This is a genomic window from Pedobacter sp. R-06 (assembly GCF_049913135.1).
Classification (GTDB): Bacteria; Bacteroidota; Bacteroidia; order Sphingobacteriales; family Sphingobacteriaceae; genus Pedobacter.
Genome location: NZ_CP183977.1, coordinates 2,039,935 through 2,053,611, shown reverse-complemented (window position 1 = coordinate 2,053,611; position 13,677 = coordinate 2,039,935). Strand labels below are relative to the sequence as shown.

Sequence of the window (13,677 nt, the reverse complement as noted above, 5' to 3'; positions counted from 1 at the left end):
TGAAATAATAAATGTCCAGTATCTAGTGATAGCGTCGTGCTACTACTTTCGGAAAAAATATATAATAAATGTCTTAGCGAGACGCTAAGACTAGAGTTAATAATTAAATGAACAAAATCCCAAAAGCTTTCCTCATTTCCGATCTCATCTGCTTTGTCCTGCTTTTGGCTTTTCTTTTTTCGTTACCCTCAAAACTGTTTAAAACACCTACATCATTTGTAATTGAGGCCCGCAATGGTAATTTATTAAGTGCGGCCATTGCCAGCGATGGACAATGGCGATTCCCTGTTGCAGATAGCGTACCCGTAAAATTTAAGGATTGTATTATTGCTTTCGAGGATAAGCGGTTCTATAGCCATTTTGGCATCGATTTTTTGGCCATGAGCAGGGCTATGCGGCAAAATTGGAAGGCAAAGAGTGTGGTAAGTGGCGGCAGCACATTAACCATGCAGGTAGTCCGTTTATCGCGAAAACAAGACCGAACCGTTTGGCAGAAGTTACTGGAAGTAATTTTAGCCATGCGCTTGGAAACAAAATATTCAAAAGAGGAAATTATAGGCCTTTACGCGGCAAATGCACCATTCGGCAGTAATGTTGTGGGTTTAGAAGCAGCAAGTTGGCGATATTATGGCCGCAATGCCAAAACCCTCTCGTGGGGTGAAATGGCAACATTGGCTGTATTGCCTAATAGCCCTTCTTTGGTTCATCCGGGTAAAAACTCGACAAGATTAATAAAAAAAAGAAACGATTTATTAGATAAGCTGGCTAAACTAAAATACATCGATCAGGCAACCGCTAATTTAGCTAAGCTAGAGCCGGTTCCAGGCAAACCTATGCCCCTGCCTCAGAATGCGCCGCATCTGTTGAACCGTTTTAAAGTAGAACGAGCAAGTCTTAAAATCCCCTCTACCAGAATTACTTCTACACTGGATGAAAATATCCAACTAAAAGTTAATTCTATATTAAAACGGTACAATAACCGTTACCGGGCAAACGACATCAATAATATTTCGGCGCTGGTACTCGATGCCAAAAGCGGTGAAGTAGTAAGTTATGTGGGTAATATCTATCAGCCGGAAAATGCCAACCTACAAAGTCACGTGGATATGATTAAAGCGCCACGAAGTCCTGGCAGTACCTTAAAACCTTTGCTTTATGCCAGTATGATGAATGATGGCTTTATATTACCACACACCTTAGTTCCCGATATTCCAACTCAAATAGCAGGTTATTCGCCTCAAAATTACGACTTGGGCTATGATGGTGCCATTGCTGCCGATAAAGCGCTGAGCCGCTCCTTAAACATCCCTGCAGTGAAAATGCTGCAGCAATACAAATACGAACGCTTTTACGATAAACTAAAAAAACTGGGAATAGGAACACTTAACCAACCAGCAGATCATTATGGTTTGTCGTTAATTTTAGGCGGTAGCGAAGTTACGATGTGGGATTTGGCCAACACCTACATGGGCATGGTGCGCACATTGAACCATTTCAATACCTATAAAGGTTTGTATAACCCTGAAGATTATAAACCTGCAAGCTATTTCAATAGCGAAAATAAAGATGAAAAAGATTATCAACGTACTTCCTTTTTAGACCATGGCTCGATTTGGGCTACTTTTAATGCAATGGAAGAGGTAATGCGACCTGGTGATGAAGGTTTATGGGAGCAATTTTCTTCATCGCAAAGAATTGCCTGGAAAACAGGAACGAGTTTTGGTTTTCGCGATGCCTGGGCCGTTGGCTTAACGCCAAATTATGTGGTTTGTGTTTGGGTAGGTAATGCCGATGGAGAAGGAAGACCTGGCCTGGTAGGGATTGAAGCAGCTGCTCCCGTTCTATTTGATATTTTTAGATTATTGCCTAATGGAAAATGGTTCACAACACCAGTCACCAAACTTAAAAAGATAAAAATATGCAAACAGAGCGGTTACAAAGCCGGAGAATACTGTACAAACGTGACAGAAGAACTAGTGCCGGTTGCAGGAGAGAAAACTGCCGTCTGTCCTTTCCATAAATTGGTCCATTTGGATAGAACAGGTACTTTTAGGGTTAGCGACCAATGTGAAAGCATAACCCATATGCAGCACAAAAGCTGGTTTATTTTACCGCCAGCAATGGAGTATTATTACAAAATAAAGAATAGCGACTATAAATCCCTCCCTCCTTTTAAAGATGGCTGCGACTTTGCGGGGGGAAATAGTGTAATGGAGGTAATTTACCCGAAAAACAATGCAATAGTTTACATTCCTTTAGAACTAGATGGAACAAGAGGCAAAATTGTGATTAATGCAGCCCACAGAAATTCAGCTTCTAAAATATATTGGCACATTGATAATGAATATGTTAGCACTACTACTAATTTTCATCAACTGGCCATTAGTCCACCGCCCGGTAAACATACTTTAACCCTGGTTGATGAAAACGGAGAAAGGCTGGTGCAAACTTTTACAGTTTTAGACAAGGAAAAGAAAGGTGGAAGGTAGAGGGTGATAAGGTGGAGGGTTTAAGCGCTCAAGCACTAACACCGTTTTATATTTTGCTTGTTTCAACTGTGCAAAGTTCTATAAAACCTGATCAAGTGGTAATCCTTTTTAATTTCCAGTAACTTACCTTTTTAGCGCAGCATTAAAAAGATTGGAACTAGAGCTAGACTGCTGCAACCTATTACCGTAGAAACCTACTTTTCTAAAACTTCAAAAATTAAATGGCTTATATAAATCTGTTATACTTCAGTTCTTGTAACCACTAACTGCCGCGAAATTGTTCCATAAACGATCAGATACTGCGCAATCATGTAGGTTGCCATAATTAAAGCTCCACTTTGTGGAATGGGCTGAGCAAATTTATTCACGGCCAACACACTATCAGACAATAAGAAAAACAACGCACCATATAGAATGAGTTTAAAGCTGAAAATATTCACTTTCCCATATCGGTTAACAGCCATAATAGCCATAACCGTGATAATAATGGCATACATTAAAACGGGGAATTGCATAGCTCCCAGTTTTGGCTGCAGATAAAAAAACAGACCTGAGCAAAAAATGGCAAAAGCGCCTACGGCCCACAAAAAATAAGGCGTTTTGTGGTTGGGATTCGATCTATGATCAAGTGTAAATGCCCTGATGTAAAAAATATGGCAGACCACAAAGGCGATTAACCCATATATAAAAAAACTTGGTTTACCGCTTTGAAACATCAGCAAAATATCACCAGTCCAAGCAAAAATTAATCCAATGAAAATTCTCTTGTGGAAACGCCCTTTCAAGTTTGTGCTGAGATAAAGCCATACCAAAAGTACCAGCACAATTAATGGCTTAGAGAAATTTCGGAGCTCAATATTATTGGCATATTCGGCATATAGCTGAATTACAAATACGAGGAAAAATATAAATGAAAATAGCTTAGTCTTCATCAGGATTAGGATTTGCCTTTTGCAAATTAAAAAACCAAATTACGGATATTAACTGGATAGCCGCAAAAATTACTTGATATCCAATCGGGAATTTCAAAAATAAAACGAGCAAAACACCAAACAGCAACCTAAAATACTCGAACCTAATTTGCCATGTCTGTTGTTCTAATAATGCACCACAGGTAATTAATGTAAATATGGTAAAAATAGATCCAGCAACTAAAGGAATGGTTTCCATTTCATGGTAAGAAAATAATATAGCAGAACCTGCAGTTAAAGCAATTAAAAACTGAATCAGAACATAACCCGTTAACTTTGATTGATAAACTGGATTATACTTTTTATAGGTTTCTACATTTATTTCGGGCGCATTTTGAAATCCACCCAGATGTGCTGGAAACCAGCCTGGAGGCTTAAGAAAAACTTTAACCTTATCACTTAATTTAGGTGATTGCTTTGCTGTTTTAACCAGGTCATCCCAATAATGAAGGTTTGCCCAAACGGGATTCCAGCTGGCCAAAGGTTTGGTGATACCATAATAAACCTCTTCTTCTTCTTTCTGAAAAGTACCAAAAAAGCGGTCCCAGATAATCAATGTACCAGCGTGGTTTTTATCGATATATTTTGGATTAGAGCCGTGGTGTACCCGATGATGTGAAGGTGTATTAAAAATATACTCTAAAAAACCCATGTTTTTAATGGCTCTGGTGTGAATCCAAAACTGATAAAGAGTATTGAAAGAACTTAATGTTAAAAACATAATCGGATCAAAACCAACAAATGCCAAAGGAAGGTAAAATACCCAGCTAAACCACCCCTGAAACCAGCTTTGCCGTAAAGCCACGGTTAAATTGTATTCTTCTGATTGGTGGTGTACAATATGTGCTGCCCATAAAACATTTACTTCGTGGCTCATCCGATGAAACCAATAGTAGAAAAAATCGACGCCAATAAATAGCAGTATCCAAACCCATATAGTTTTGGGTAATTCAAATAAGCGCCAGTGCTCAAAAATATACTTGTAACCAAAAAACAATGCGGTTTTCATAAAAATACCGGTGAGCTGCTGCCCTATACCCTGACTTAAATTGGCAATACTATCATTAAGTCTATAATAATTTAATTTTTTATAAAAATTATAGGCCAATTCTATTCCGATCAGAATAAAAAAAACGGGTACAGATAACGCAATGTAATCTACTTTCATATCAACGCGAAGAAAATATTTGGCTAGCAATATTTACCTTACAATTTAGAAAATTTTCAGGTTAACATAAAATCTAATTCATGTAATATTTATGCTTGTTTGGTTTTAATTATTGATTTCTATCAAATTCAGCTTAACTTTGAAAGGCTAAACTAATGCTTTTGGCGTTATTAAATTTTCATTTAAATCATCCCATCTATGAAAAAATTATCCCTCCTTTTGTTGCTAATTGCCTCGGCATTTTATGCAAAGAGCCAAACGCTAGTCTTAGCCAAAGATGCTGCTCAATATATTGGCAAAAATGTAACCATTTGCGATTCGGTGTACAGTGCAAAGGCTTTAGACAAATTAACTTTAATTAATTTAGGTGGCGCCTATCCAAAAGAGCTGATTACCGTAGTCATTAATAAAGAAGATGAGCGTAAATTCCCTTCAGAACCTTCGAGCATGTTTATGGGAAATAAAATCTGTGTTACCGGAATTATATCTGATTATAAAGGCAAAAAACAGATTTTAGTTACCGATCCGAAGCAGATTACTGTAAAATAAACAGCCTAATCATCGAACTGCGGTATTATTGCCGATTTAGCCGCCTCGATATAAAGTAAAACCTGATTAACACAAGCTGTTAAACTTTCTTTTATCTCGTGTTCCCAAAACCTCATTACCGTATAACCTTGAGCATGTAGTTGTTGGTTAATATGTTTGTCGCGTTGGATATTTCGTTCAATCTTCGGAATCCAAAAACCCGAATTTGTTTTTAAAGTTGATTTCTTTTCATCCCATTTGTAACCATGCCAAAAATCGCCATCCACAAATATGGCAAGCCTGTACTTATTGATAACCAGATCGGGTTTGCCAGGAAAATTTTTAGGGTGTATTCTGAACCTAACACGTTTGCGCCAAAGTGCCTTGCGTAGGTTCAGCTCGGGCTGGCTATTTTTTGCCCTAATTTTAGACATGTTCTTACTCCGTTGTACAGTGGTGTAAAAACCGGCACTTTCTTCAAAGCGGGGCACTTTAATATCCTCATCTTTATATGGCTTAGGCTCCATACCAAAGAAAACCACGAATAGTTGTAAATTGTTTAAAAAATTGGCGGCAGAAAGGGACAATGTTAATCAACCTAAGCACCTTCCTTATTTAAAGGAGGGGGCTTCGGCTGGAGCGTTAATACAAAACGTATAATTTTTGAGTAAATTGTCGAATGGAGTGCTTCTTCAGTCGGCAGGAAATTAATCCTGCCAACCTCGTAAGCATAGATATCCTTATTATCTGATTCGAAGATTAAAAATCATTTCAACATATCATAGCGGATTATACAGATAGGCGTATTTCCTTGATGAATCGTTTTATTTCCTTGATGAATATTTTTGGTCTTGTAGCTTTTCTTATACTTAAATTTACACTTTCAGAGATTTTGATCTCAAATTGCATCCATTTTAAAAAGCTGAAACTTTTTGCATCTATTGGTATAAAATCCATAGTTTTGGTTTTTGATCAACCTATACCTATGCTTTTAAAACGAAATACGCTAATTTTTATACTCATTTTACTAATTGCTTCATTTACTTGTTTAAGTTTTTTCATTGCGCAGCATCCAATACTTGATTTTGATATTAAAACTTCATTGTTTATGCAGCAATATCATGCAGATTGGTTAGATAAATTGATGTTGGCCATCAGTTTTTTTGGAGAGCTCCCTTATTCATTACTTTCGGTAGTAGTGGTAGCAACCATATTTTATCAACAAAAGTATAAACGCGAAGGCCTATTTGTTTCTACGGTGCTATTGTCTGGCTTAATTATCCTGGGTATAAAAAATGTGATTAACCGCCCACGCCCTACTGCATTTTATGTGCGACTGGTGGAAGTAAACCGGTTTCAGAGTTATCCCAGCGGGCATGTACTTTCTTATACCCTCTTTTTTGGCTTCTTAATTATTTTGATGAATACGCTGAAAGACGTGCCAAAGTTAACTAGAAATATAGTAACTTATTTATCAGCCTTTTTGATGATCACCATTGCACCATCCCGAATTTATCTGGGTGCACATTGGTTTACCGATACAGTTGGTGGTTTTCTGTTAGGCTTAATTTGCCTTTTCCCGCTTTGTTATTTTTATTTCAAAAGGAAAGCAAATTAATCCTTTTCTTCTACCTTTTCTTTCTTTCTGATCCTGCTTAGAGTTTCGATCCGCATCCCCAGGTAGCTGGCCAAAAATTTTAGAGGAACCCTAGACTTTATATTGGGGTACCCGATTTTAAACTGTTTATACCTTATTTCTGCTGAAGGGATTCGCGATAAAATAGATCGCTCTTGTGACATATGGTAATGTATGGCCAATAATTTTCTAGCCAAAATGTTGGTTTCAGGAAACTGTGCATATATATCATCAATTAAACGATATGGGAGTATAAGCAGTTCAGAATCTTCCAGTGCCTGATATTGTTCCTGATAAGTTGGGATAAGTGTTCCCGGGTTTCGAATACTACCAATAAGGTGATTTTCATCCGTTAACCAGGCGGTAATGTCTTTTCCTTCATCCATTATAAAAGCCCGTACTAAACCTTTAACAATAAAAAATAAACAATCGCTACCAACATCACCAAGGTTTGGCAAAACTTCATTCTTACGCACAAAGATTTTGAACGTTTCGGTTTTTATCCGTTCAATTATTTCTTTTCTTAATGGCTGCAGCTCATTTAAATACTTAATAAGGGGATCACTTTCATGATGGTCAGCAGTCATAATAATTTATCCGGGATTTTAAAACTATGCAAGCTATCGCTTGAATATCGGATTTCCAAATATGAAAACGCCTGTTACAACCAAAAAATTACAGTTGTGGAAAATTTATTTTTCACATTATCCATTCTTGGCACCACTTTAGGGAATAATATTCATTAAATTTTCTCTTTGAAAACTATATTTTAACTTAATCATAAAAAAAATCTGATAATTTTGCCGCCATGACGAATAATAAACCCAAAGCTTTTCTTTTCGATCTTAATGGGACCATGATTAACGATATGGCTTTCCACAATCATGCCTGGCATAACATACTTACAAAAGATTTAGGAGCAAGTATTAGCTTCGATGCAGTTAAAAAACAGATGTATGGTAAAAACCAAGATCTGTTAGAACGTGTTTTTGGTATAGGTCATTTCTCTCAGGAACAGATTGATCAGATTTCTATCGAAAAAGAGCATAGATATCAAGCTGCTTATAAGAAACATTTAACGTTAATTGCAGGTTTAGACGATTTTTTAGAAAAAGCAAAACAATCAGGCATTCAAATGGCTATCGGATCGGCAGCAATTCCCTTTAATATCGATTTTGTACTCGATAATTTAAATATCCGTTCTTATTTTAAAGCCATTGTAAGTGCCGAAGATGTAGTAAATAGTAAACCCGACCCGGAAACTTTTACCAAAGGAGCTGAAATTTTAGGCGTTCCAGCCACCCAATGCATAGTTTTTGAAGATGCACCAAAAGGTGTTGAAGCAGCACAGAATGCCGGGATGAGCTGTGTCGTGCTAACAACCATGCATGCTAAAGAGGAATTTGCAGCTTACAACAACATTATTAATTTTATAGAAGATTATACAGACCCTGTTTTACAAAAACTTTTCTAAATAAAAACGACCTGCATTTCCTACAGGTCGTTTTTATTATATCATGGCTAGGATATAGAGATTACCAATGCAATTATTTGGTAAATTTATATACCGAGCTTGTTTTATACACTTGTCCAGGTTTTAAAACCGTTGATGGAAAAGCGGGTTGATTTGGTGAATCTGGAAAATGCTGCGTTTCTAATGCAATTGCTGTTCTAAAATCATCTTTAACACCAGTTTTAAAAGTGTTTTTACTTTGCATAAAGTTGCCGCTATAAAACTGTAAACCTGGCTCCTGCGTATAAATATCCATCACTATACCCGACTTATCTCCTTTAACCGTAGCCGCGTGGAACATGCCCATCGCTTTGGTTTTATTAAGCACGTAATTATGGTCATAACCTTTCCCGAAAGTTAACTGTTCGTTTTTATCGTTTATACGCGCACCAATAGTAGTTGCCTTGGTAAAATCGAAAGGAGTTCCTTTAACCTTTTCAATTTTTCCTGTTGGGATCAAGGTAGAATCAACTGGTGTGTATTCATCCGCGTAAATCTGCAGCTCGTGGTTCAAAATCTCTCCGCTTCCATCACCATTTAAATTAAAGAATGCGTGGTTTGTTAAATTTACGATAGTGGTTTTATCGGTTTTAGCCTCGTAGTCCATTTTCAATTCATTGTCATCCGTTAAGGTATAAGTTACTTTAACATCTAAATTGCCTGGAAAATTTTCATCGCCATCTTTTGATAAGTAATGCAGCACTAAGGTATTGGCAGCTGGCTGAGTGGCATCCCAAACAACATATTGATAGCCTTTTTTTCCCCCATGAAGGGTATTCTGTCCGTTATTGGTAAACAGCGAATAGGTTTTACCTTCGAGCATAAATTTACCCTTTGCTATGCGGTTGCCATATCGGCCAATAGTTGCACCAAAGTAGGGCTCGATTGATTTTTCATAATCATTAACACTTTTAAAACCCACAACCACGTCAACTAACTTACCATCTTTATTGGGTACCAATAAGCTAACCAGGCGACCACCGTAATTGGTAAAAATAGCTTCTGCATTATTCTTATTCTTTAAAGTGTATAATGCTGTTTGTTTACCATCAATTTCCTTTTTAAAAGAATCGGCAACAAGTTTTACAACTGCTGATGAATCGCTTTTTAAACTATCGGCTGATGAAGATTTTTTGGTTCCGGATTGACAGGATGCAAAGCCAATTACTGCCAGCATACCGAGGCTCGTTAATGATTTTAGTTTCATAAAATGGGATATTTGGTTTAGATTTTTAATTAAGTTTTAAATATAAGTATATCACATAACTTTACAAATAAAACGATTTAGAAGAATTCAAATACATATATTAAAGAATATTTTGCACTAAACACAAGCAATGATACGATTTGTAGAAGTGATGATAACAAAATGTAGAACGATTAAAAATCTCTGATTCACCTCCATCCTCTCCCTGATCTGATAATCATTGGATTTATATCAGGATCATTTTTAAAAGATTGGGCTAAATACAAGGTGTAGATACGGGTTTGGCGTTAAGATTACTTTACAACTTAATTGAACTTCCAGTATTTTTTGCTTATTTGACGATAATATTAACCTAATACCAAGTAAAATCCGGTAAAACTGATTATTATTGCGGCAATCAAATCCCAAATATGAATCAAATCATTTCAACAGATCGTTACGACAAAATGCTATATCGCCGTTGTGGAAACAGTGGTATAAAATTGCCTGCAATATCGTTGGGTTTATGGCATAATTTTGGACATGTAAACGTTTTTGAAAACAGCAAAAACCTAATTTACACGGCTTTTAATAATGGAATTACCCACTTTGATTTAGCAAATAATTATGGCCCGCCCCCAGGTTCGGCTGAAGAAGTTTTTGGAAAAATTCTCCATGAAGATTTTAGGGGCTATCGTGATGAAATGATTATTTCAAGCAAAGCCGGATATACCATGTGGGATGGTCCTTATGGCGACTGGGGTTCGAAAAAATACCTGGTTTCTAGTTTAGACCAAAGTTTAAAACGCATGAAACTGGATTATGTTGATATTTTTTACCATCACCGTCCAGATCCTGAAACCCCGCTTGAAGAAACCATGGGTGCCTTAAGTCTCTTGGTTCAACAGGGAAAAGCTTTATATGTTGGTATTTCGAATTATAAAGCGGATGAAGCCGCAAAAGCAATCAAAATTTTAAAAGATAACGGAACGCCATGTTTAATCCACCAGCCTAAATATTCGATGTTTGAACGTTGGGTTGAAGACGGTTTACTTGATGTTTTGGCACAAAATGGAGTGGGTTGTATTCCATTTTCACCATTAGCGCAAGGTTTACTTACCGATAAATATTTACACGGTATTCCTTCCGATTCGAGAGTAGCCACCAGTGGTATTTTCCTGAAAGAAAGCAATATTACGCCAGAGAAATTAGCTGTGATTGCCAAACTAAATGATGTTGCCAAATCGCGAGGGCAAAAATTAGCCCATATGGCTTTATCGTGGATACTTAAAGATGAAAGAATTACGACTGTATTAATAGGTGCCAGTAAACCAGAGCAGATTACGGATTCAATTAAAGCTTTAGATAATATAAAATTTAGTGATACTGAAGTAAAACTGATTGATGAAATTTTAAGTTAAAAAAAATCGATCGTCGTTTCGACGGCAGTATTCCAAAGGAACTCCTTCAGAGGAGAAATCTTTGAACAATCCAATAACCATGGTTCAAAGATTTCTCTTGCCGACTTAATGTCGGGACTATACTCCAGTCGAAATGACGATTATCTTAACCTGTTATGCAATCTTTTGCTTTTTTGTTAAACCAACCTCGAAACTTCTATTGTGGTTTAATCATGCGAGATTAGGGCTTTGATTCGAATAGTCCTTTAAAGGGAGCGAAAAGTGAAATGTAGAACCGGCGCCATAATTACTTTCTGCCCAGATTTTACCATGGTGTAAGTTTATAATCTCTGCACTTAGGTATAAACCAATGCCAAAACCTGAAATGGTTTTAGTTTGCTGGTTTTCTACGCGATAAAAACGATCAAAAAGTTTCTCCAGATCATGAGCCTGGATACCAATGCCGTTATCTGTTACAGAAACATGCATTTCATTTTCCAACGCTTCTGATTGAACAAAAACAGTACTGCCCTGATCTGAATATTTTACAGCATTGCCAATCAAATTGGAAATTACAGAGCCAATTTTATCTTTATCTGCGTATACTAATTTAGGTTCACCCTCTGCAAAATTAATCTGATTAGTGGGATGGATCAACCTTAGATCTTCTACAACATCACAAATCAGTTTATCAAGATCAAAATGAGATAGGCTTAAATGAATTTCTCCTGATTCTAAACGCGATACATTTAAAAAAGAAGTGATCATAGAACTCATTTTCCGGATCTGTTTTTGAACTTTATTTAAAGTATTTACGACAAAAAGATCTGTTAAACTCCGATGCTGCATCAATTGTACATAAGCACTGATAGAGGTTAAAGGCGTTTTTAACTCGTGGCTTACCATACTGATAAAGTCATTCTTTTGCCGCTCTTCCTTTATACTAATTAGAATCTGTTCCTGATCTAGTGCTTCCCGTTGCAGTTCAGCCTCTTTAATGGCTTTTTTCGCATTAACCATATCGGTAACATCGCTTGCGGTATGAAGAATACAATAAGGTATCCCAGCCTCGTCCTTAATGGCGCGGTATTCGTAAGTATAATAAGCTGTTTGTAATCTCCCATCCCTTAGGGTTTCAGCTGGAATAGCGTCTCCTTTATCCGTAATCCCGGTTAGCAACACATTTTTCAGCATATTGATAAAAGGCTGTCCTTTTAGCTCAGGAACAGCATCTTCTAAAGGTTTACCAATAATAGATCGGTCTTTTCCCCAAAATGCAATCATGGCATCATTAGCCATTTCGATTACAATATGCTCGGATGTGTATATGGCTGTTGCATCTTTTGATAAGGAAAGAACCTCTAAAAGTTGATTATTATTTAAAACCCTTGAATAACTTTCCATTTATACTTTAAAAATTAAAACCATCCTATGCTGATATTTATGATAAATCAAATTATACTAAGTATCATACAAGTAGCCTTTACAAATGTTTGGTTATTATTAACCTTTTATCATCTGGCATTTAATTTATCGCGTATTTTCTTTTTAAGTATTCCCGCGGCCTGAGTATATCCCCCATCTGCTCCATCAACAAAATGAATGTGATCATCCTCCAGATCCCTAACATAGCAAGACATGATCGATTCACCGCTAACATAGAGGGCGTATAAAATTTCATTATTTTTTTCGAGCTGATCAAGCTCTTTCTGTAATATTAACCGCTGCTGTGCAGTTCCGGTAATTACAGTATTTATTCTACCGTCTATCACCAGCGTATCCGACATTTCTACAAGTTGTTTAAGGTATTTTTTACCCCGCTCCGTCCGGAAATAGATATAGCCATAAATATTGATGAACCATGATCTGATCAGTTCAAAAAGTTTAATTTTTCCAATTCGATGTTTCATTTCTTTCCCTAAACTGTTGAAACTTGTTTTGAAAATCAATTTAGAAACTGAAATCGGCTGACGCTTTTCAGGTGTTCCATAAATTTGATCGAGGTGATGGATCACTTTACTAAAGGCCATTGCCTGTTGTTCTGTTTCTGAAGCTATAACGATTAATGTAACCACCTCATCACTGTTTTCGGGTGGTTCTATCTTATCCCAGCGACATTGCATACCGCTTAAATCGATTTCGTCACTTGCAGTATCATGGCCGGTTAACAGGTAATTCTCCCCCTTGATAATTTGCTCGGCATAAGCCAGGCCATCGCCCAAAACAATGGGGATAGAAAATGTTTCAGCACTGCTGAATCTACAAATGTTAAGCGTACAGCCTTGTTTATAAATTTCCTCAACAGGCATAATCCCTGTCCTTAAATCAAGATTAAAATTCAGTAAGGTGTTATCTTTGTATTTCAACAGCGATTTCATCACCTCATCTACAATACTCGGCGGAACAATAAAAGTGGCTCCATCACCACCAAAAAAGAATGGAACCGAAATGTTTGCTTTAAATGCAATATTAAGCACGGCAACAATACTTCCTGTCGCAATAAGATTAACACTTTCGTGTAAACCTGAATTCACAGCCGCTGTTGAACGCTTAATATCTGTGATGATTACACACCAGCTCGCAACCACTTTTTCAAATAATTGATTTTTAATCAATAACTGATGTAATGGCATTTTATAAATGGGCAGATTGGAATAGAAATGGTCTTCGCTATTTTGCATAACTGGATTTAAGGACATCCTAATATACGCATTCAAAAGCGTTGAGTATTTTAAAAGTCGATCAAAATCTAACCTTATTTAGAACAAATAAAAATAATTTTGTTA

The 13,677-nt window shown here is 36.7% G+C and carries 12 protein-coding genes; 5 read left to right on the top strand and 7 right to left on the bottom strand.

Annotation, left to right across the window (positions count from 1 at the left end; genetic code table 11):
- Positions 1-107 precede the first annotated feature (107 nt).
- Entirely contained in the window at positions 108-2,489 is a 2,382-nt protein-coding gene (gene pbpC, locus ACN9MR_RS08390; RefSeq protein ID WP_426329157.1) for a penicillin-binding protein 1C, read from the top strand.
- Between the two features lie 239 nt (positions 2,490-2,728).
- On the opposite strand, the gene ACN9MR_RS08385 is transcribed toward pbpC, so the two are convergent.
- Both ACN9MR_RS08385 and ACN9MR_RS08380 read right to left on the bottom strand, forming a co-directional pair.
- Complete coding sequence (locus ACN9MR_RS08385) at positions 2,729-3,421, bottom strand: lysoplasmalogenase (protein ID WP_426329155.1); 693 nt, start codon at positions 3,419-3,421, stop codon at positions 2,729-2,731.
- Entirely contained in the window at positions 3,411-4,628 is a 1,218-nt protein-coding gene (locus ACN9MR_RS08380; protein ID WP_426329154.1) for a sterol desaturase family protein, read from the bottom strand. Before ACN9MR_RS08380 ends, ACN9MR_RS08385 begins: the two co-directional genes overlap by 11 nt.
- A 198-nt stretch (positions 4,629-4,826) precedes the next feature.
- Between ACN9MR_RS08380 and ACN9MR_RS08375 the strand changes: the two genes are divergently transcribed.
- Positions 4,827-5,177 carry a hypothetical protein gene (locus tag ACN9MR_RS08375; protein WP_426329153.1) on the top strand — a complete coding sequence of 117 codons (351 nt, stop codon included), beginning with the start codon at positions 4,827-4,829 and terminating at the stop codon, positions 5,175-5,177.
- Positions 5,178-5,182: 5 nt separating this feature from the next.
- On the opposite strand, the gene ACN9MR_RS08370 is transcribed toward ACN9MR_RS08375, so the two are convergent.
- Entirely contained in the window at positions 5,183-5,683 is a 501-nt protein-coding gene (locus tag ACN9MR_RS08370; protein ID WP_426329152.1) for a very short patch repair endonuclease, read from the bottom strand.
- Positions 5,684-6,141: 458 nt separating this feature from the next.
- Between ACN9MR_RS08370 and ACN9MR_RS08365 the strand changes: the two genes are divergently transcribed.
- Entirely contained in the window at positions 6,142-6,774 is a 633-nt protein-coding gene (locus ACN9MR_RS08365) for a phosphatase PAP2 family protein (protein WP_426329151.1), read from the top strand.
- Here the strand turns inward: ACN9MR_RS08365 and ACN9MR_RS08360 are convergent.
- A complete protein-coding gene (locus ACN9MR_RS08360; RefSeq protein WP_426329150.1) occupies positions 6,771-7,379 on the bottom strand; it encodes a Crp/Fnr family transcriptional regulator in 609 nt (202 codons plus the stop codon). The two genes, ACN9MR_RS08365 and ACN9MR_RS08360, sit on opposite strands and share 4 nt — an antisense overlap.
- 221 nt (positions 7,380-7,600) lie before the next feature.
- Between ACN9MR_RS08360 and ACN9MR_RS08355 the strand changes: the two genes are divergently transcribed.
- A complete protein-coding gene (locus ACN9MR_RS08355) occupies positions 7,601-8,266 on the top strand; it encodes an HAD family hydrolase (RefSeq protein WP_426329149.1) in 666 nt (221 codons plus the stop codon).
- 73 nt (positions 8,267-8,339) lie between these two features.
- On the opposite strand, the gene ACN9MR_RS08350 is transcribed toward ACN9MR_RS08355, so the two are convergent.
- Positions 8,340-9,512: an aldose epimerase family protein gene (locus tag ACN9MR_RS08350; RefSeq protein ID WP_426329148.1), complete on the bottom strand. Its 1,173-nt coding sequence runs from the start codon at positions 9,510-9,512 to the stop codon at positions 8,340-8,342.
- A 410-nt stretch (positions 9,513-9,922) separates the two neighbouring features.
- Between ACN9MR_RS08350 and mgrA the strand changes: the two genes are divergently transcribed.
- On the top strand, positions 9,923-10,912 hold the full coding sequence (mgrA, locus tag ACN9MR_RS08345; RefSeq protein ID WP_426329147.1) for an L-glyceraldehyde 3-phosphate reductase: 990 nt from the start codon (positions 9,923-9,925) through the stop codon (positions 10,910-10,912).
- A gap of 210 nt (positions 10,913-11,122) precedes the next feature.
- Here mgrA and ACN9MR_RS08340 read toward each other — a convergent pair whose 3' ends face one another.
- Positions 11,123-12,295, bottom strand: coding sequence for an ATP-binding protein (locus ACN9MR_RS08340; RefSeq protein ID WP_426329146.1), 1,173 nt, complete (start codon positions 12,293-12,295; stop codon positions 11,123-11,125).
- Between the two features lie 110 nt (positions 12,296-12,405).
- A complete protein-coding gene (locus ACN9MR_RS08335; protein WP_426329145.1) occupies positions 12,406-13,572 on the bottom strand; it encodes a DUF3095 domain-containing protein in 1,167 nt (388 codons plus the stop codon).
- Between the last annotated feature and the right edge of the window lie 105 nt (positions 13,573-13,677).